At 72.3% G+C, this 18,439-nt stretch carries 18 protein-coding genes; 7 read left to right on the top strand and 11 right to left on the bottom strand.

What is annotated here, in order from left to right; genetic code table 11:
* Positions 1–15 precede the first annotated feature (15 nt).
* From ACFY0D_RS01385 to ACFY0D_RS01365, 5 genes are all read left to right on the top strand, one after another.
* Positions 16–1,299 (top strand): adenylosuccinate synthase, encoded by a 1,284-nt coding sequence (locus tag ACFY0D_RS01385; RefSeq protein WP_390796393.1) that lies wholly within the window; start codon positions 16–18, stop codon positions 1,297–1,299.
* Positions 1,300–1,458: 159 nt separating this feature from the next.
* Positions 1,459–1,947 carry a carboxymuconolactone decarboxylase family protein gene (locus ACFY0D_RS01380; RefSeq protein ID WP_390796392.1) on the top strand — a complete coding sequence of 163 codons (489 nt, stop codon included), beginning with the start codon at positions 1,459–1,461 and terminating at the stop codon, positions 1,945–1,947.
* Between the two features lie 202 nt (positions 1,948–2,149).
* Positions 2,150–2,986: a PP2C family protein-serine/threonine phosphatase gene (locus ACFY0D_RS01375; RefSeq protein ID WP_390796391.1), complete on the top strand. Its 837-nt coding sequence runs from the start codon at positions 2,150–2,152 to the stop codon at positions 2,984–2,986.
* 44 nt (positions 2,987–3,030) lie between these two features.
* Positions 3,031–3,993 (top strand): MASE1 domain-containing protein, encoded by a 963-nt coding sequence (locus ACFY0D_RS01370; protein ID WP_390796570.1) that lies wholly within the window; start codon positions 3,031–3,033, stop codon positions 3,991–3,993.
* A 4-nt stretch (positions 3,994–3,997) separates the two neighbouring features.
* On the top strand, positions 3,998–4,291 hold the full coding sequence (locus ACFY0D_RS01365; RefSeq protein WP_390796390.1) for a hypothetical protein: 294 nt from the start codon (positions 3,998–4,000) through the stop codon (positions 4,289–4,291).
* Between the two features lie 38 nt (positions 4,292–4,329).
* Here ACFY0D_RS01365 and ACFY0D_RS01360 read toward each other — a convergent pair whose 3' ends face one another.
* The 11 genes from ACFY0D_RS01360 to ACFY0D_RS01310 form a co-directional block, all read right to left on the bottom strand.
* Complete coding sequence (locus ACFY0D_RS01360; RefSeq protein WP_390796389.1) at positions 4,330–5,208, bottom strand: alpha/beta hydrolase; 879 nt, start codon at positions 5,206–5,208, stop codon at positions 4,330–4,332.
* Between the two features lie 171 nt (positions 5,209–5,379).
* Entirely contained in the window at positions 5,380–6,603 is a 1,224-nt protein-coding gene (kynU, locus tag ACFY0D_RS01355) for a kynureninase (protein ID WP_390796388.1), read from the bottom strand.
* Positions 6,596–7,450 carry a tryptophan 2,3-dioxygenase family protein gene (locus ACFY0D_RS01350; RefSeq protein ID WP_189743794.1) on the bottom strand — a complete coding sequence of 285 codons (855 nt, stop codon included), beginning with the start codon at positions 7,448–7,450 and terminating at the stop codon, positions 6,596–6,598. Before ACFY0D_RS01350 ends, kynU begins: the two co-directional genes overlap by 8 nt.
* A gap of 165 nt (positions 7,451–7,615) precedes the next feature.
* Positions 7,616–8,029: a DUF3151 domain-containing protein gene (locus ACFY0D_RS01345; RefSeq protein WP_390796387.1), complete on the bottom strand. Its 414-nt coding sequence runs from the start codon at positions 8,027–8,029 to the stop codon at positions 7,616–7,618.
* Positions 8,030–8,272: 243 nt separating this feature from the next.
* Positions 8,273–9,016, bottom strand: coding sequence for a ScbR family autoregulator-binding transcription factor (locus ACFY0D_RS01340; RefSeq protein ID WP_390796386.1), 744 nt, complete (start codon positions 9,014–9,016; stop codon positions 8,273–8,275).
* Positions 9,017–9,208: 192 nt separating this feature from the next.
* Positions 9,209–10,231, bottom strand: a complete 1,023-nt coding sequence (fbaA, locus tag ACFY0D_RS01335; RefSeq protein WP_030012792.1) for a class II fructose-bisphosphate aldolase — start codon at positions 10,229–10,231, stop codon at positions 9,209–9,211.
* 410 nt (positions 10,232–10,641) lie between these two features.
* Complete coding sequence (gene pyrE / locus ACFY0D_RS01330; protein WP_390796385.1) at positions 10,642–11,181, bottom strand: orotate phosphoribosyltransferase; 540 nt, start codon at positions 11,179–11,181, stop codon at positions 10,642–10,644.
* A gap of 33 nt (positions 11,182–11,214) precedes the next feature.
* Entirely contained in the window at positions 11,215–12,003 is a 789-nt protein-coding gene (locus tag ACFY0D_RS01325) for an aldose 1-epimerase (RefSeq protein WP_390796384.1), read from the bottom strand.
* A 33-nt stretch (positions 12,004–12,036) separates the two neighbouring features.
* Entirely contained in the window at positions 12,037–12,873 is an 837-nt protein-coding gene (locus ACFY0D_RS01320; protein WP_390796383.1) for an SRPBCC family protein, read from the bottom strand.
* A gap of 33 nt (positions 12,874–12,906) precedes the next feature.
* Positions 12,907–14,550, bottom strand: a complete 1,644-nt coding sequence (locus ACFY0D_RS01315; RefSeq protein ID WP_390796382.1) for a polyamine aminopropyltransferase — start codon at positions 14,548–14,550, stop codon at positions 12,907–12,909.
* A gap of 115 nt (positions 14,551–14,665) precedes the next feature.
* Complete coding sequence (locus tag ACFY0D_RS01310) at positions 14,666–15,214, bottom strand: DUF2617 family protein (protein WP_390796381.1); 549 nt, start codon at positions 15,212–15,214, stop codon at positions 14,666–14,668.
* Positions 15,215–15,894: 680 nt separating this feature from the next.
* Between ACFY0D_RS01310 and ACFY0D_RS01305 the strand changes: the two genes are divergently transcribed.
* Positions 15,895–17,085, top strand: coding sequence for a pyridoxal phosphate-dependent aminotransferase (locus ACFY0D_RS01305; protein WP_390796380.1), 1,191 nt, complete (start codon positions 15,895–15,897; stop codon positions 17,083–17,085).
* A gap of 160 nt (positions 17,086–17,245) precedes the next feature.
* Positions 17,246–18,436 carry a glycosyltransferase family 39 protein gene (locus tag ACFY0D_RS01300; RefSeq protein ID WP_390796379.1) on the top strand — a complete coding sequence of 397 codons (1,191 nt, stop codon included), beginning with the start codon at positions 17,246–17,248 and terminating at the stop codon, positions 18,434–18,436.
* Positions 18,437–18,439: the final 3 nt, after the last annotated feature.

Raw genomic sequence — 18,439 nt, 5'->3', positions numbered from 1 at the left:
AAGAGGTGTACGCCTGTGCCCGCTCTTGTGCTGCTCGGAGCTCAGTGGGGTGACGAGGGCAAGGGAAAGGCCACCGACCTGCTCGGTGGATCCGTTGACTATGTAGTGCGCTACCAGGGCGGCAACAATGCCGGCCACACGGTCGTCGTAGGCGACCAGAAGTACGCGCTGCACCTTCTCCCCTCCGGCATCCTCTCCCCCGGATGCACCCCGGTCATCGGTAACGGTGTCGTCGTCGACCCGGCCGTCCTGCTCTCCGAGCTGCGCGGCCTGAACGAGCGCGGCATCGACACCTCCAAGCTGCTCATCAGCGGCAACGCGCACCTGATCACGCCGTACAACGTCACCCTCGACAAGGTCGGCGAGCGTTTCCTCGGCAAGCGCAAGATCGGTACCACCGGTCGCGGCATCGGCCCGACGTACGCGGACAAGATCAACCGCATCGGTATCCGCGTCCAGGACCTCTACGACGAGTCGATCCTCATCCAGAAGGTCGAAGCGGCGCTGGAGGGCAAGAACCAGCTCCTCGCGAAGCTGTACAACCGCCGCGCGATCGACGCCGCCCAGATCGTCGAGGAGATGCTCCAGTACGCGGAGCAGATCAAGCCGTACGTCGCCGACACCACCCTGATCCTCAACAACGCGCTGGACGAGGACAAGGTCGTGCTGTTCGAGGGCGGCCAGGGCACCCTGCTCGACGTCGACCACGGCACCTATCCCTTCGTCACCTCGTCCAACCCGACCGCCGGCGGCGCCTGCACCGGCACCGGCGTGGGCCCGACGAAGATCAGCCGCGTCATCGGCATCCTCAAGGCCTACACGACCCGAGTCGGCGCGGGCCCGTTCCCGACCGAGCTGTTCGACCAGGACGGCGAGGACCTGCGCCGCATCGGCGGCGAGCGCGGCGTGACCACCGGACGTGACCGCCGCTGCGGCTGGTTCGACGCGCCGATCGCACGTTACGCCACCCGCGTGAACGGCCTCACCGACTTCTTCCTCACCAAGCTGGACGTACTGACCGGCTGGGAGCAGATCCCGGTCTGCGTCGCGTACGAGATCGACGGCAAGCGCGTCGAGGAGCTGCCGTACTCGCAGACGGACTTCCACCACGCGAAGCCGATCTACGAATACCTCCCCGGCTGGTCCGAGGACATCACCAAGGCCAAGACCTTCGAGGAGCTCCCGGCGAACGCCAAGGCGTACGTCAAGGCCCTGGAGGAGATGTCGGGCGCCCCGATCTCCGCGATCGGCGTCGGCCCCGGCCGTACCGAGACGATCGAGATCAACTCGTTCCTCTAGGAGACCCGCAGACCCGGTCCCCCCGGAGGGGCGGCAGGCGCACCCGCGCCCGCCGCCCCTCCGGCGTTTTCCGGGAAAAGAAATCTCCCGCGCCTGTCACATCCGTGCGCTCCCCTCCGTCAGTGCTGTGCAGACACCGACCGAAGGAGAGCAGCAGCCATGACGAACACCTCCATCTCGCGGATGCCGAACCCGGCCGAATTCGTCCCCGAACTGAACGACATCAGCGCCGCCCTCTTCCGGGCCACGGGCAACTGCTCGGTGCCGCGGACCACGATGAGCCTGGTCCACCTGCGGGCCGGGCAGATCGTCGGCAACACCTACCTGACCGTCCTGAACACCGGCTTCCTCCGCAAGGCCGGGGAGTCCGAGGAGCGCATCACGGCCGTCTCCTCGTGGCAGGACGCCCCCTGGTACACGGCCGCCGAGCGCGCCGCCCTCGCCCTGGTGGAGGCCACCCTCCAGCCCGCCCCGCACGGCCGGGAGCGGGTCACCGACGAGCTGTACGCCGAGGTCGCCGCGCACTACGACGAGAAGGCCCTCGCCACCCTCACCATCGCGATCGGGCAGATCGGCTTCTTCATCGCCCTGGCCGTCATCGGCAAGCCGCAGCCGGTCACCTCGCTCGCCGACGAGCAGTGGGGCTGAGGCGGCCCGTGGGCCGCCGCAGGCCCCCGCAAGGCCACCGCGGGCCCCGGCAAGGCCACCGCGGGCCCCGGCAAGGCCACCGCCCGCCCCCGCAGGGCGGGCCCGGTCTCGGGGGGCGGTTTCCGGGTGGCCGGAAATATGATGTCCACGGGCTTTTCGCGCAGCGGAAGCAGGGACGAATGGATGCACCTCGGAGCGTTCCGTGACTCCTCGCCGTGCCCCGCGGGCGGCCAGCGCCGACCTGCTCAGCACGCTCGGGCGGCTCGCCGACCAGGCCCGCCGCGGGGTGGAGCTGCAGCAGGCCCGGGTGGACCTGGCCGAGGCGCTGCAGAGCGAGATGCTGCCCGCCTCGCTGCCCGCGCTGCCGGGCCTGCGGACCGCCGCCCGGTACGCGCCGGCCCGGCACGGCCTGGACATCGGCGGCGACTGGTACGACGGCTTCCGGCTGCCCGAGGGCGCCCTCGCCTTCTGCATCGGTGACGTCCAGGGCCACGATGTGGAGGCGGCGGCCTTCATGGGGCAGGTACGGATCTGCCTGCGAGCCGTGGCGGCCGTCGTCGTCGATCCGGGCGAGGTCCTGAGCCGGGCCAACGAGGTGCTGCTCTCCATGGACCGCGACCTCTTCGCGACCTGCAGTCTGCTCCGCTTCGATCCGGAGACACGGGAACTGGAGACCGCCCGGGCCGGCCATGTCCCGTCGGTCTGGGCCACCGTCGACGGCGAGTACGGCATAGCCGAGGAGGACGGCGGCCTGCCGCTGAACCTGATGCCCGGGGCGGGGTACGCGGTGACCCGCCGCCGGCTCACGAAGGCGGGGTCGATCGTGCTGCTCACCGACGGTGTGGTCGAGGGTCCGAAGTTCCCGATCGAGGTGGGACTGGAGCGGGTGGCCAAGGTGGTGCGGGAGGCCGCGGGCACCGATCCGGGCGAGCTGGCCGCCGAGGTGATGAAGGTGGCCGACTCCACGGGCCACGCGGATGACGCCGCCGTGCTCGTGCTCAGCCATGACGCCCGGCCCGATCCGCAAGACGCCGCCTAGCGCGTGTCACGGCCCACCGGGACGCCGGGCTGTTGTCTGATGCTGTGGTGCGCACCAAGGGATGGCGACGTCTGCCCGCAGCTCTGCTGCCGATCCTCGCCGTCGCCGTCGCCTACTACCTGGGCGGACTGATCGGCCTGCACCAGCGCGTGGTCGTCAACGACGCCGAGGTCACACCCCTGTGGCTGCCGACGGGCATCGCGGTGACCTCCCTGCTCTGGCTGGGCCTGCGGGCGTGGCCGGGGATCGCGCTCGGTACGTACCTCACCATCGAGCAGATCACCGACTTCGACCTGCCCGGCCTGATCATCGTCGCGGGGAACGTCCTCGCCCCCGTGTGCGCGTACCTCATGCTCCGCCGGGCGGGTTTCCGTACCGAGCTGGACCGGCTGCGGGACGCCCTGGCGCTGGTCTTCCTGGGCGGTCTGTGGCCCATGCTGATCAGCGCCACGATCGGGACCTGGACGCTGGTGCTCACCGGTGACCTGCCGCTGTCGCAGTTCTGGCCCGTCTGGTCGGCCTGGTGGGCCGGGGACGCGATGGGCGTGCTCGTGCTGACCCCCCTGCTCCTCGTCCTGCGCAGGGTCGTGGGGGCCCGGCGGCCCCTGGACGGCTACCGCGCGGCCGAGGCGGCGGTCCTGGCGGTCACCTCGGTCGTCGTCACCCTGGTGGCCACCCGGAGCACCCTCTCGCTGCTCTTCCTCGTCTTCCCCGTGATCATCTGGGCGGCCGTACGCTTCCAGCTCGCCGGGAGCGCTCCGGTCACCCTGCTGGTCTCGGTCCTGACGATCTCGGCGGCGACCGAGCACGTCGGGCCGTTCGCCGACCACACCCTCCTGGAGGTCATGATCAACCTCCAGGCGCTCAACGGCGCGGCGGCCCTGACCGGGCTGCTGCTGGCGGCTCTGGTCACGGAGCAGAACAACGTCCGCCTGAAGATCGAGCAGGTCTGCGAGGACCTGGCGGAACTGGTGGAACACCTGGCTCCGGGCAAGCCGGATCGCTAGTGCTGTGACCGGCACGGCCCAGCCGCCCGCCTGGCCCGACTGCGCGGGCTGCGGCGCCGGCACGGAACACCTGCTCAGCGTCACCGCGATCGTGCCGGGCACGGGCCGTTGGCTTCCCCTGGACGACCGGGGCTCCCGCCAGGCGGGGACCGCGACCCCGTCGTGGCCGGCCGAGGCGGGCCCCGCCACCGTGGACGGGTTCGGGCACGGCACGTGCCCGGGCGACCTCGGCGGCATGTACTTCTTCGTCTGCCGCAGCTGCCCGGACACCCCGTACGCCCACCGCTACGACTGCTGAGCACCGGCCCGGCCGCAAGGGGGCCGGGCCGCCGGGCGCTACCAGGCCAGCTGCGAGATCTCCTCGGCAACCACCGCGCACGCGTCCGCCGCCGGGTCGATCAGCGGGAAGTGACCGACCGCGTCCAGCAGGGTGAGCCCGACCATCTCCCCCGCCTTCGCGGCCGCCGCCACATAGGCCTCGGCCACCTGCTGCGGGACCACGATGTCGTCCCGGCCCTGGACCACCGCCGTGGCGATCCCCGTCGGCAGCAGCGCCGCCGGATCGGCGTACGGCAGCCGCTCGTCCCAGTGGTCCGCCCCGCCCAGCAGCTGCGCGCTCGCGCCGCCGCACACGCCCAGTTCCTCCGCCACCGCGAAGTCCGCGATCGGGGCCAGTGCCACCACGCCCCGCAGCATCGGCGGGGACGGCAGCCGCCACGGGGAACCGGCCGGGAGCACGTGCCGGGCCGCGGCCCACAGCGCGAGGTGGCCGCCCGCAGAGTGGCCGGTGACGACCGTGCGGCGGACATCGGCCTGCGGGAGCGCGTCGGCCGCCAGCCCCGGCAGGGCGTCCATCGCGGCGGCGACATCGTCGAAGGTCTCCGGCCAGCGCCCGGCGACCGGCCCCTCGGCGTTCTGGTGCGGCAGCGAACTGCCCCGCCGGTACTCGACGTTGGCGACGGCGAAACCCCGGCGGGCCAGGAAGTCCGCGAACGGCGTGACGTGCTTGCGGTCGTACGGGGCCCGCCACGCGCCCCCGTGCAGCAGCACCACGAGCGGGGCCGGCCCCTGGGTCTCGCCGCGCGGGGCGTAGAAGTCGACGACGTGGTCGGGGTGTTCCCCGTACGCGGCGGTCACGTCCGGCGCCACGGCCGGGTGGGCGAAGGCCGAGGCGGCCTCCGCGGCGTCCCGTTCCACTGCGGCGGGGTCCGTCATCGGCTCAACCTCTCGGTAACGCGTGGGACAGCGGGGACAGATGTTCCGGTGGTCCGGCAGAGCGGGACCGTATCAGTCTGGAACAGGCGCTTCCGTGCGGGGCCCGGGATATGACCGGGCGGACGGAGCCGTAGCCCCGCCCGCCCGGTGATGTGACGTTTCGCTACCGAGTCACCCGAAAATGTGACCCAGTGTCCGCGCGGCACGCTCGGCGTCGGCGAAACCGACGTAGAGCGGGGTGAAACCGAAGCGCAGGACGTCGGGTGCACGGAAGTCGCCGATGACGCCGCGGGAGATGAGCTCCCCCATGACCTCACGGGCGTTCTCGGTCCGCAGCGAGATCTGGCTCCCGCGGCGGCCGTGCTCGGCCGGGGTGACCGACTCGACCCGCTCCTGCGGGACGTACGCCGCCACGCATTCGAGGAAGAAGTCGGTCAGGGCGAGGGACTTGGCCCGTACGGCTTCGACGGACACCCCGTCCCAGGCGTCGAGCGCCGACTCCAGGGCCAGCATGGACAGGATGTCCGGCGTGCCGACGCGCCCACGGGTCGCACCCGCGGCCGCCTCGAAGGCCGGGGTCATCGCGAACGGATCCGCGTGACCGTTCCAGCCCGGGAGCGGGGAGTCGAAGCCGGCCTGGTGGCGGGCGGCGATGTACAGGTACGCGGGCGCGCCGGGGCCGCCGTTGAGGTACTTGTACGTGCAGCCCACCGCGAGGTCGACGGCGTGCGCGTCGAGGCCGACGGGGAGGGCCCCGGCGGAGTGGCACAGGTCCCAGACCGTGATCGCCCCGGCGGCGCGGGCCGCCGTGGTGAGCGCGGGGAGGTCGTGGAGCCGTCCGCTGCGGTAGTCGACGTGGTTGAGGAGGACCACGGCGGTGTCCGCGTCCATGGCCTCGGCCGCGTGCGAGGGGTCCACCGGGACGACGGTCAGGCCCGTCATCCGGGCCGCCGACTCCGCGATGTAGCCGTCGGTGGGGAAGGTGGCGGCGTCGACCAGCAGCTTCGTCCGGCCGGGCGCCGCGAGACGGGCGGCGCCGACCAGGGCCTTGAAGAGGTTGACGCTGGTGGAGTCACCGACGACCACCTGGCCGGGGGCCGCGCCGATGAGCGGGGCGATCTTGTCGCCGATCCGCTCGGGCGCGGTCCACCAGCCGCTCTCGTCCCAGGACCGGATGAGGAGCTCGCCCCACTGCCTGGCGACGACGTCGGCGGTGGTGTCCGCGACCCCGGCCGGCAGGGCGCCGAGGGAGTTGCCGTCCAGGTAGACGACCCCGTCGGGGAGGGTGAAGCGCTCGCGGAGCTTCGCGAGCTCGTCGGCGGCGTCCAGCTCGGCCGCGCGGCTGCGGAGGTCCGCCACCGTGTCCGCCGCTATGTCGTCGGAGTGGTCAGACATAGCTGCGGGCCGTCCAGAGCTCCGGGAAGACGTTCTTCGTCGCGCGCTTCTCCAGCCAGGTCACGCCGGCCGAGCCGCCCGTGCCCGTCTTCGCGCCCATCGCGCGGCGGGTGGCGACCAGGTGGTCGTTGCGCCAGCGCCAGACGAGCTCGGCGACATCCGTGAGGACCTCGCCGAGGCGGTGCAGGTCCACGGTCTCGTTGTCGTCCGGGGCGGCGTACAGGCCCGTCCAGACGGCCTCCACCTCGGCCGAGGGCTCGTAGCGCAGCGAAAGGTCGCGGTTCAGGACGGCGTCCGGGACCGGCAGGCCGCGGCGGGCGAGCAGGCGCAGCACCTCGTCGTAGAGGCTGGGCTCGTGCAGGGCCTTCTCCAGCTCCGCGTGGACGCGCGGGGCGCCCCGGTGCGGAACCAGCATGGAGGAGGACTTCTCGCCGAGCAGGAACTCCATCCGGCGGTACATCGCCGACTGGAAACCGGAACCTTCGCCGAGGGCGGCGCGGTAGGCGTTGAACTGCCCCGGGGTGAGCTGGGCGAGCGGGCGCCAGGAGGCGTTGAGGGCCTCCAGTTCGCGGAGGGAACGTTTCAGCGCATCCATCGCGACCGGGATGCGGTCCTCGCGCAGGGCCTTCGCGGCGGTTTCCCACTCATGGACGATGACCGTGAACCACAGCTCCATGACCTGGGTCGTCACCAGGAAGACCATCTCGCCCGGGTCGTCCGAGCGCAGGTGCTGGAGGTGGGTGAGGACGTCCGCCTGGACGTAGTCCTCGTACGGGGTCGTGCCGTCGAAGTCGAGGTTCGGGGTTTCCGACCCGCCGACTCCGGAGGCATCAAGGGTTTTCGACATCGCTGTCTCCTCGACACGTGCTTCCGGGTAGCGGTCCGCCCCTTCCGTGAGGTGAGTGGAGCCCCGGTCCCCTGCCCGCAGCATAGGACACCGGCGCGCCGGCGCTCCAGCGGAGAGTGACACAGACCACACAATTCGGTGCGTGTCACTCCCCGCCGTACGGACTCAGGCGCTCAGCGTGTCCGCCGCCGTCGGGGACGAGTCGCGCAGGAAGGTCGAGCAGCGCTCGTACTCCTCCTTCTCGCCGATCGCCTCGGCCGCGCGGGCCAGGGCGTGCAGGGCGCGCAGGAAGCCGCGGTTCGGCTCGTGCTCCCACGGGACCGGGCCGTGGCCCTTCCATCCGGCGCGGCGCAGCGCGTCGAGGCCGCGGTGGTAGCCCGTACGGGCGTAGGCGTACGACTCGACCGTGCTGCCGGCGGCGAAGGCATCGTCGGCGAGGATCGCCCAGGCGAGGGACGACGTGGGGTGCGCGGCCGCCACCTCGACGGCGGGGGTGCCGGCGGCGATGGCCTCGCGGCCCGGCTCGTCGGGCAGGTGGGTGGGGGCGGGGCCCCCGAGCAGGTTCTGGTGAATGGACATGCCCCCAGTCTGCCGGGTGCGGTGGTCCGCAAAACCCGCTGTCCCCTCGCAGTCGCCGCCCCGCCGTATGCGCTGGTCCGCGGCCCCACGCCCCTGCCGCGTCAGGCGCATTGCCGGGTGCGGGAGCGTGGGACCCGCTGTCCTTGGCGTTGCCGCACAGCCGTGTGCGTCCTGCGGGGCCCTGCGGGCCCTCGGCGGCGGGCGCGTCCGCGGATGCGGGCCCTTGGCGTGGGGAGGGCCGGGTCAGTTCGCGGGGGCGGTCGCCCCGACCGGCTCGCGAGGCGCGGGCGGACGCGATGTCAGGGCCGGCCGCGTTGCGGAGCAGTCGCACCGGGGGACCTCGTTCGGACCGTGCAGCACCCTCGCGCCACGGCCCGGCGCGGTGTCGAGCCGGGCCGCCACGGCCGGGACCACCATGCTCGGCAGCATGCTCGTGTAGAGCGCCGAGATCTCCCGGTCCAGGTCGAGCCCGAGGGTCTGCGACATCACGTTGAGCCCGGCGAAGGCACCGACCACCAGCCGTGAGGGCCCCGACGGGTCCACGTGCGGGAGCAGTTCGCCGCACTCCTTCGCCTGCACCAGCAGGGCGGTGTGCAGATCGATCCACCCCTGGTACGGCGCCGCCCGGTCCAGTTCCCGGCCGTGTTGCTCCAGGGTGAGCCGGGCGCTGCCGCGCATCAGCACGTCGTGGCGCAGGCGGTGCGAGAAGACCATGCCGACGTCGACGAACTCCTGCGCCCTGGACTCCTGCGGGGTGACCGGCGCGTGCATGCTGACCTGGGCGTCGATCACGGCCTGCGCCAGGTCTTCCTTCGAGTCGAAGTGGAAGTAGAGCGCACCCTTGGTGACGTTGGCGAGCCGGACGATGTCGGTCAGTTTGGCCGCGCCGTAGCCCCGGTCCTCGAACACGACGGCGGCGGCTTCCAGGATCGCCCGGCGGGTTCGCACGGCGCGGTCCTGCTTCACCTGCGTTCGTTCGGCCCTCATGTGCACCAGCCCTCTCCCCGCCCCGACCGATCGGTCCGTACATGCCCCCAGCACGTACTGCCGGGGGCAGTTCACACCATCGTGCGGTCACCGTCCACCGCCGCCGTCACCCCTGCCAGGGGGAACGCCGAAGGGCCCGGCCTCCGTCGTGGGACGGGGGCCGGGCCCAACGGTGCGGCTCGCTGTGGGCGACTACTTCAGCTTGGTGCCGGTGGAACGCAGGTTCGCGCAGGCCTCGGCGACGCGCGCCGCCATGCCCGCCTCGGCGGCCTTGCCCCAGGTGCGGGGGTCGTACTTGGACTTCGTACCGACCTCGCCGTCGACCTTCAGCACACCGGCGTAGTTGCTGAACATGTGGTCCACGACCGGGCGGGTGAAGGCGTACTGGGTGTCGGTGTCGAGGTTCATCTTCACGACGCCGTTCTCCAGCGCGGTGGCGATCTCCTCGGCCGTGGAGCCCGAGCCGCCGTGGAAGACGAAGTCGAAGGGCGAGGCCTTGCCGTACTTCTCGGCGACACCGGCCTGGAGGTCCTTGAGGAGCTCGGGGCGCAGGACGACGTTGCCCGGCTTGTAGACGCCGTGGACGTTGCCGAAGGAGGCGGCCAGCAGGTAGCGGCCCTTCTCGCCCAGGCCGAGGGCCTCGGCGGTGCGGATCGCGTCGTCGACGGTCGTGTACAGCTCGTCGTTGATCTCGTGGCTGACGCCGTCCTCCTCGCCGCCGGTCGGGGTGATCTCGACCTCAAGGATGATCTTGGCGGCGACGGCCTTGGCGAGCAGCTCCTGGCCGATGGCCAGGTTGTCGGCCAGGGTCTCGGCGGAGCCGTCCCACATGTGCGACTGGAAGAGCGGGTTCAGACCGCGGGCCACGCGCTCGGCGGAGATGTCGAGCAGCGGACGTACGTAGCCGTCCAGCTTGTCCTTCGGGCAGTGGTCCGTGTGCAGGGCGACCGTGATGTCGTACTTGGCGGCCACGATGTGCGCGAACTCGGCCAGGGCGACCGCGCCGGTGACCATGTCCTTGTTGTGCTGGCCACCCAGGAACTCCGCACCACCGGTGGAGATCTGGATGATGCCGTCGCTCTCGGCCTCCGCGAAGCCGCGCAGGGCAGCGTGCAGGGTCTGGGAGGAGGTCACATTGATGGCCGGGTAGGCGAACTTGCCTGCCTTCGCCCGGTCGAGCATCTCGTTGTAGACCTCGGGGGTTGCGATGGGCATCTGCCGGCTCCTTGGATGTGCGGGGAGTGTGCTTATTGCGGGCCCTGACCTGGGGGCGACGTCATCGTCGCGCCTATCTTTCCAGACTCAGCGCAGGGGTCCAGACTGCCGGTCTCACGTGGTGGGCGAACGGCCCGGGATGTTTCACGTGAAACACCCCGGGCGCCCGGGAAAGAGCAGGTCAGACCGGTTCGAGGGGCGGCCGAGGACCTTGGTAGACCGTTCTCGCGGTGGCCGGACGAAGCCGGAAGGAGCCGGACGGCGGCTGGAGCGGGGCTGACCCAGGACCACGCCGGGTCCGATCCAGGGCCACGCCGGGGCCGATCCAGGGCCACGCCGGGTGCAGTCCCCGACCGGGACAGGACTCCGGCCCGGACCGGGGCAGGCTCGGTTCCGGACCGGGTCCGGGCCTAGGACAGGCCGAGGTCCTGGAGGAGGTACCCGGTGAGGTAGGGCAGGCCGGCCGCGGCGATCGCGTCGGCCGCACCGCGGTCGACGATCGTGGCGACGGCGACGACCTCGCCGCCGGCCTCGCGGACCGCCTCGACGGCGGTCAGCGGGGACCCGCCGGTGGTCGAGGTGTCCTCGACCACCAGGCAGCGCTTGCCCTTCACGTCGGTGCCCTCGATACGGCGCTGCATGCCGTGGGCCTTCTGCGCCTTGCGGACGACGAAGGCGTCCAGGCGCTCACCGCGCGCCGCGGAGGCGTGCAGCATCGAGGTCGCGACCGGGTCGGCGCCCAGGGTCAGACCGCCGACGCAGTCGAAGTCGAGCTCGGCCGTGAGGTCGAGCATGACCTGGCCGACCAGCGGGGCCGCCTCACCGTCGAGGGTGATCCGGCGGAGGTCGATGTAGTAGTCGGCCTCGCGACCGGAGGAGAGGGTCACCTTGCCGTGCACGACGGCCTTGTCCTTGATCTGCTGCAGAAGCGCATCGCGTACGTCACTCATGCCTCTGAGCTTAGAGGGGGGCGAGAAGAGGGCCTAGCCGAGCCGACGCCATGTCCAGGTGGTGGAGACCTCCAGCGGATCCACCGGGGTGACCAGGCGCGGGAGGGTGTTCAGTCCGTTCGGCGGACCCGACTGGGGCTCCACGCAGACGGCCTCGGGCTCCTCGTCGTAGATGACCACCCATTCGGCCCTGCTGGTGACCCGCAGTTCGAGGGCGCCGGGCCAGGTGAGGGTGACGTCGACGCCGTGCGGCATGCCGAAGCAGTCGTCCCAGGGGCGGGGCTTCGGGTCGATGCGGTTGCCGTTGGGGATGTGGTCGGCGCCGCGCTCCTCCTGCCACGCGGGCTCGAAGGAGACCTCCGCGTCCGGCCCGCCGGTGCCGAGGTTGCGCAGGAACCACGGGTGCCAGCCGACCTGGGCCGGGAAGGAGTCCCCGTACGTCTCGACGCCCATGGTGAGGGTCAGCGAGTCCTCGGCGAGCGTGACGACCTGGGTCACCCGGCCGGGGTACGGCCACGGGTCGGTGAGGTCGTACGCGAAGGCGGCCTCGGTGGCGGTGGCGCCGGCCGGGCGCCAGGGCGCGTCGCGGCCGAAGCCGTGGAGTGCGTGCGGCGGGTGGTTGAGCGGCATCTGATGGACGGTCGCGCCGTCGCGGAACTGCCCGTTCGCCGTCCGGCCGCACCAGGGGACCATCGGGAAGGCCCCGAACCTCGGCCCCTGGCGCAGCAGTTCCGTTCCGTCGATGCGCAGGCTGCTGATCCGGCAGCCGTTCTCCTGGTCGACCGTCACCTCGGCGCCGCCGGCGCTCAGTTGCGTACTCATGCGGTCGACCCTAATGCGGCCCGGGCCGGCTGATCAGCGACGGCGCCGCAGGGCTCGGCCGATGACGACCGCCGAGGCCAGGGCGAAGGCGGCGGCCGGGGCGATCCAGCGCAGGCTGTCACCGGCGCCGCCGGAGGCGGGCGCGGGGACCGGGGCGTACCGCCCGCGCGGCGGCGCGTGGTCCACCTCCTCCGCGCTGCGGCCGATCATGGTGCGGCGGGCGTGGGCGGCCTCGGCCGGGGGCCGGGGAGCTCCGTCGGGGCCCTCGAACCGACCGGCGAGGAAGGGGTCCAGGGACGGCGGCGGTACGTCGGTCTCGAAGAGGGAGGCGGTGACCTCGGTGACGTCGTCCTCGCCGGCCCCGGGACCCGCTCCGTCCTCTCCGCCTACGCCGCCCTCCGCTTCCTCGGCTTCGGCCACCGGGTCGCTCACGGCGTCGGGTGCGGAGCCGAGGGTCAGCTGTCCGGCCGCCCGGTCCAGCAGCCGCCGTACGGCGGTGGCCGCGGCCTCCGGCGGGAAGGCGGCGGCGCGCCCGTCGGCGGTGACCTCGGCGGTGAAGTCGAGCCGGGTCCCGTCCGGGACGGGGGTCAGCCGCAGGTCGAGGGCGAACTTCACGGTCCCGCTGCCCCGGACCTCCGTGCCCTCACCCTCGAAGGTGAAGTGCGCGGAGTCGCGCTCGGTGACGGCCAGGGCGCCCCGGTAGGTCACGGTGCTCCCGCCGACCCGGACCTTGAGCCGGCCCGAGACCGGCCCGGCATCGGTGTCGGCATCCTGCTGGAGTCCCGGCACGCACCGGGCCACCCGGGCGGGGTCGCGCAGCACGGCGCGGAGATCGTCTGCCGGTACCGGGACGAACACCTGATGCTCCATGTGGTCGAGCCTACCGACGAGACCCGCACCGGGTCACGAATACCGCGGGTGCGGCAGCGTCGACGGCGGCAGTCCGGGCACCCGGGTGCGTTCCGCGTCGCGTGCGGCGTCCTGCAGGGAGAGGGTCGACAGCGAGCGCAGCGCGGGCGTGTCGCGGTCCACCCGCAGGGGCGGGTCCGCGTCCCTGGCGGCCAGGACGAAGCCCCAGTCCTGCGGCGGTGCGTCGGTCACGCCGTGAGGGGTGCGGTCGGGTCCGGCGGCGAAGCCCGTGAGGCGGCCGCCCGCACTGTAGGGGGCGGTGCGCAGGCCGGCCGCGCGGAGGGTGGAGTCGACGGTCCAGTACGCACGCGGGCGCGTGGCCAGCGGTCCGGCGTGCACGGCGATGCGGCCGCCGGGGCGCAGGGCCCGTGCGGCCAGCCCGTAGAACTCCTGCGAGTACAGCTTCGTGCTGGGGGTGATGCCCGGGTCGGGGAGGTCGGAGACGATGACGTCGAAGCGGTCGCCGGCGGCCGGCCCCCGCAGCCACCGGAAGGCGTCCTGCGTGACGACGGCGAGGCGAGGGTCCTCGTACACCCGGGCGTTGAGCGCGGAGAGCATCGGATCGGTGCGGGCCAGGCGGACCACCCCGGGGTCGAGTTCGACGACGGTGACGGAGGAGACGTCCCGGTAGCGGAGCACCTCGCGCGCGGCCAGCCCGTCGCCGCCGCCGAGGACCAGGACACGGGTGTGCGGGCCGGTCATCGCGGGGTGGACCAGGGCCTCGTGGTAGCGGTACTCGTCGTAGCCGCTGACCCGCAGCCGCCCGTCCAGGTAAAGGTCGAGGGAGCGCGGGGAACCGGTCCGCGGCCCGGTGAGCACCAGCTCCTGCACCCCGGTCTGGACGGCGACCCGCACCTCCCCGCCGTAGACGGCGCGCCGGGCGGTCCGCTCGAAGTCGTCGGCGAGGACGGTCGCGGAGGCGAGCACGGCCAGGACGGTCACGTTCGCGCCGATCAGCAGCCAGCGGCAGCGCCTGCTCAGGTCCCGGCGGAACAGCCACAGGACCAGCCCGCCGCCGACGATCACGTTGACGGTGCCGGTGACCATGGCGCCGGTGAGCTGGCCGAGCACCGGGAGCAGCAGGAAGGGGAAGGCGAGGCCGCCGACGAGGGCGCCCACGTAGTCGGCGGCGAACAGGTCGGCGACGGCCCCGCCCGCGTCCTGTCTGCGGATGCGCTGGATGAGGACCATCAGCAGCGGGATCTCCGCGCCGATGAGCACCCCGATGGCGAAGGAGAAGGCGACGAGCGCGGGGCGGGACTCCCCCAGCCAGGCGAAACTCGCGTACAGCGCTATGGCCGACAGCCCGCCGAGGAGGGCCAGCCCGGCCTCGATGGCGCCGAAACCGAAGGCGGGCCGGTGGCGGAAGCTCTTGGCGAGCAGGGAGCCGACGCCCATGGCGAAGACCATGACGGACAGCACGACCGACGCCTGGGTGACGGAGTCGCCGATGAGGTAGGTGCCGAGGGCGAGCAGCTCCAGCTCGTACACGAGCCCGCAGGCGGCGCAGATGAATACGGTGGCCAGGACCAGGAGTCGGCCGGTCCGGGGCCGTACGGGCAGGGCGGCCGGGACGGTCGCGGCGCCCCGAGGCTCCGGAGCCGGGAGCACCCGGCGCGGGACGGAACGGTCGATCATGAAGCGAACCGTACGTCACCGCTTCGCTGCATCCGGTCACCCACATGGGTGCAAGTGGCGTACTGATCCGGCCAGTTGGCGTAACCATGGCGGGATAATCGCGCCCCGGCGCCCGCTACAGCAGCGCGGGTGATTCCACGGCCGCCGCCGCGGGTGCCCCGATCCGTACGCCCACCCGCGTCCGGGTGGCCACCAGCTGGCCCTCCTGCGGGTACGCGTGCCAGGTCCGCCAGCGCACCTGGCCCTCGTAGCGCTGCGCGAGCATGGCGGTGAAGGCGTGCGGACTTCCGGGAAAGGTCCCCGCTAGTCCGTTCGGGTGGTCGGCCACCAGTGCGAGCAACTCCTGGGCCCGCCCGGCGAAGGAGCCGCGGGAGAGGGTCTCGACCCGCGCGGCGAACTCGTACTCCCAGTCGCCCACCCGCTTGGCCACGCCGAGCGGCAGCGGCGTACTGCTGCCGGGCATACAGGCGACGGTCTCCGAGCAGAGCACCTCCCCCTCCTCCAGAAGCACCTGGTGGGACGCGCCGAGCAGGCGCAACTCCACCTTCGCCCCCGAAAGTTCGAGGTTCAGTACGGCCAGGGCGGGCAACCGGTCCCGACCCAGGGCCCAGGCGAGATCGGCGGCACGCGTGTCGGTGTATGAGGTCTGGAGGGTCGTGAGCATGAGTCGGCTCCGCAAACGCGCGAGGGAGATGGGCCGGGGCCCGCCAGCGGTAGCAAGCACGGGTGGGGGGACACCGGCACGGGTCCACAGGAAGTCCAGGGAGGTCCGAGGACTGGTCTACTCAACCGAGGGAATCATGAAAGGCACGGCACTCACAGCGTTTTTACCCAACTTGACGGGGTTTACATCCCCCCGGGGGCTCCGCAGTTCACGTGTTCAACAGGTTGCGTCCCGCGCGTCGTCATGCATCGGCGAACAAGAGGGCGTCCCACGGCAATCGGACCGCCGAACGCCCTCGTCAAACGCGGTACGCACGGTCCCGCGTCAGCTGGAACCGCACCCGCCGCCCCCACCGCACGAGGAGGACGATCCCCCGCACGACGAGGAGGATCCGCAGCCGCCCCCCGAGGAGCCGCCGTCACCCGTCCACCAGCTGCCGTGGCTGCGCCGGCCACCGCGCCGGGACGAGCCCCGCCGCGTGGCCGACCGGACCAGCTTCGTAAGGAAGTACGCCGCGACGAAGAGCAGGATCACAACGAAGACGAACCCCATGTCCGCCACCTCTCTCACACCCCGGTCTTCCCGGGGGAGCGGGATCCCCGCGTCCCGCGTGAAGGGGGGATGCCCCCGTGCCGCACGGCCCAAAGCACACTTGAGGAAGTCCAGAGGTTGCCCTCAGGATGACGACCATGAGCACCCCCGTGAGCAGCGACCGCCCCTTCCTGAACCGCCGCCTGGCGGCCTTCGGCACGACGATCTTCGCGGAGATGTCGGCGCTGGCCACACGAACCGGTTCGATCAACCTCGGCCAGGGTTTCCCCGACACCGACGGCCCGGCGCAGATCGCCGAGGCGGCCTCCCGTGCGGTCCTCACGGGACGCGGCAACCAGTACCCGCCGGGCCCGGGCGTCCCGGAGCTGCGCACCGCGATCGCCGCGCACCAGCAGCGTTTCTACGGTTTCGGCCTCGACCCCGACACCGAGGTCCTCGTCACGGCGGGCGCCACGGAGGCCATTGCCGCCGCCCTCCTCGCCCTCCTGGAGCCGGGCGACGAGGTCATCGCCCTGGAGCCGTACTACGACTCGTACGCGGCCTGCATCGCCATGGCCGGCGCGGTACGCGTCCCCGTCACCCTGCGCCCGCACGCCGGAGCCTTCGCCCTCGACCTGGACGAACTGCGCGCCGCCGTCACCCCGCGCACCCGCCTGCTGCTCCTGAACACCCCGCACAACCCGACGGGCACCGTCCTGACCCCGGCCGAGCTCTCGGCGATCGCCGAGCTGGCGGTCGAGCGCGACCTGCTGGTCGTCACGGACGAGGTGTACGAGCACCTGGTCTTCGAGGGAATCCACACCCCCCTGGCGAGCCTCCCGGGCATGCGCGAGCGCACGGTCACCATCTCCTCGGCCGGGAAGACCTTCTCGTTCACGGGCTGGAAGGTCGGCTGGGTCACGGCGCCCCCGGAGCTGATCACGGCGGTCCGCTCGGCGAAGCAGTTCCTCACCTACGTCTCCTCGGGCCCCTTCCAGTACGCGATCGCCGAGGCCCTCGCCCTGCCCGACAGCTACTACGACACCTTCCGCGCCGACCTGGCCGCCAAGCGCGACATCCTCGCCGACGGCCTCGCGGCGGCCGGCTTCGAGGTCTTCCGCCCGCAGGGCACGTACTTCATCACCACCGACATCACCCCCCTCGGCGAGAAGGACGGCCTCGCCTTCTGCCGCGCCCTCCCGGAACGCTGCGGCGTGGTCGCGATCCCGAACCAGGTCTTCTACGACGACAAGGCCGCGGGCAGGACCCAGGTCCGCTGGGCCTTCTGCAAGCGCGAGGACGTCCTGCGCGAGGCCGCCGAGCGGCTGCGCCGGCTCTGAGGGCCGCACCGGCGAGCTCTTTCGGACGGGCCGTTCCCACTCCGGCAACCCCGCGTCCTTGCGGGGTTGTAGGGCCGGTGTGAAGCTGTGCGTCGTGCAAGTGCCCGAAGCCCTCACCGCCGGGTGAGCGGACCCACCGCGAGCTGGAGAGTCGGGATTCATGGCAACGGGCAGAGCGGCCGTGTCCGCGTCGCCGCTGGAGATGCGCGCGGTCCGGGCCGTGCGGTCGGCCGCACCGGCCACCGTGCTCGCGCTCGGGGTGTTCGCCGCCGTGCGCGGGGCCGGGGTGCTGGTGCTCGGCCTAGGGGCCTGGTGGGCCGGGCGGGATCCGCTGAAGGTGCTCGGCAGGTCCTGGGACTCGGACTGGTACCTCCGGATCGCGGCCCACGGCTACGGGCGGACCCTGATGTGGCCCGAGGCCGTCACCGGGACCGGGCCCGTCCAGAGCGACTACGCCTTCTTCCCGCTCTACCCCACCCTGATACGGCTCGTCTCCGGGATACTGCCCGGCGGGATGGTCCCCGCCGCGCTCCTCGTCGCGTGGGTCTCCGCCGCCGTGGCCGCACTCGGGATCTACCGGGTCGGGGAGCGGGTGATCGGCCCGCGCGCCGGGCTGCTGCTCGTGGGGCTGTGGGCGGCGCTCCCGCACGCGGTGGTGCTCACCCTCGCCTACACCGAGGCCCTGCTGGCCGCCTTCGCCGCCTGGGCGCTGTACGCCCTGCTGCGCGAGCGCTGGCTGTGGGCCGCCGGACTCGCCGTACTGGCCGGGCTGACCCGGCCCACCGGGCTGGCCGTCGCGGCCGCCGTCTCGGCCATGGCCCTGTACGCGATCGCCGTACGAAGATCCCGGGCACCCGAGGTGTGGCTGGCCGGGCTGGTGGCTCCGGCGGGCTGGACGGCGTACGTCCTGGCCGTCGGGGTGAAGGTGAGCGACCCCTTCGGCGGCTACTTCGCCGTGCAGCGCGGCTGGGGCTCCCGCTTCGATTTCGGCGTCGGGGCGCTGCGCTCCGCCGAGCGGGTGCTGACCGGCGGGCACGTGCCGCTCGCCACCACCGTGACGGTGGTCCTGCTGGCCGCGGCCGGGCTGCTGGCGGTACTGCTGCTACTGGACCGCACCCCGCTGCCGCTGCTCGCGTACACCGCGGTCCTGCTGGTCATCGGCTTCGGCGGGGCCGGTTTCTTCGAGTCCAAGCCGCGCTTCCTGCTGCCGGCCTTCCCGCTGCTCCTGCCGCTGGCCGCCGTCATGGCGAGAGCCCGGCCCCGCACCGCGGTCATGGTGACCGCGGTGGTGGCCGGGCTCGGTTACGGCTACGGGCTGTATCTGCTGCTGATCGCCCGTGTACCGCTGTAACGG

It is taken from the genome of Streptomyces sp. NPDC001502, from assembly GCF_042894785.1.
Classification (GTDB): Bacteria; Actinomycetota; Actinomycetes; order Streptomycetales; family Streptomycetaceae; genus Streptomyces; species Streptomyces kutzneri.
The sequence above is the reverse complement of the archived record's forward strand: the minus strand, read 5'-3'. Positions and strand labels throughout refer to the sequence as shown.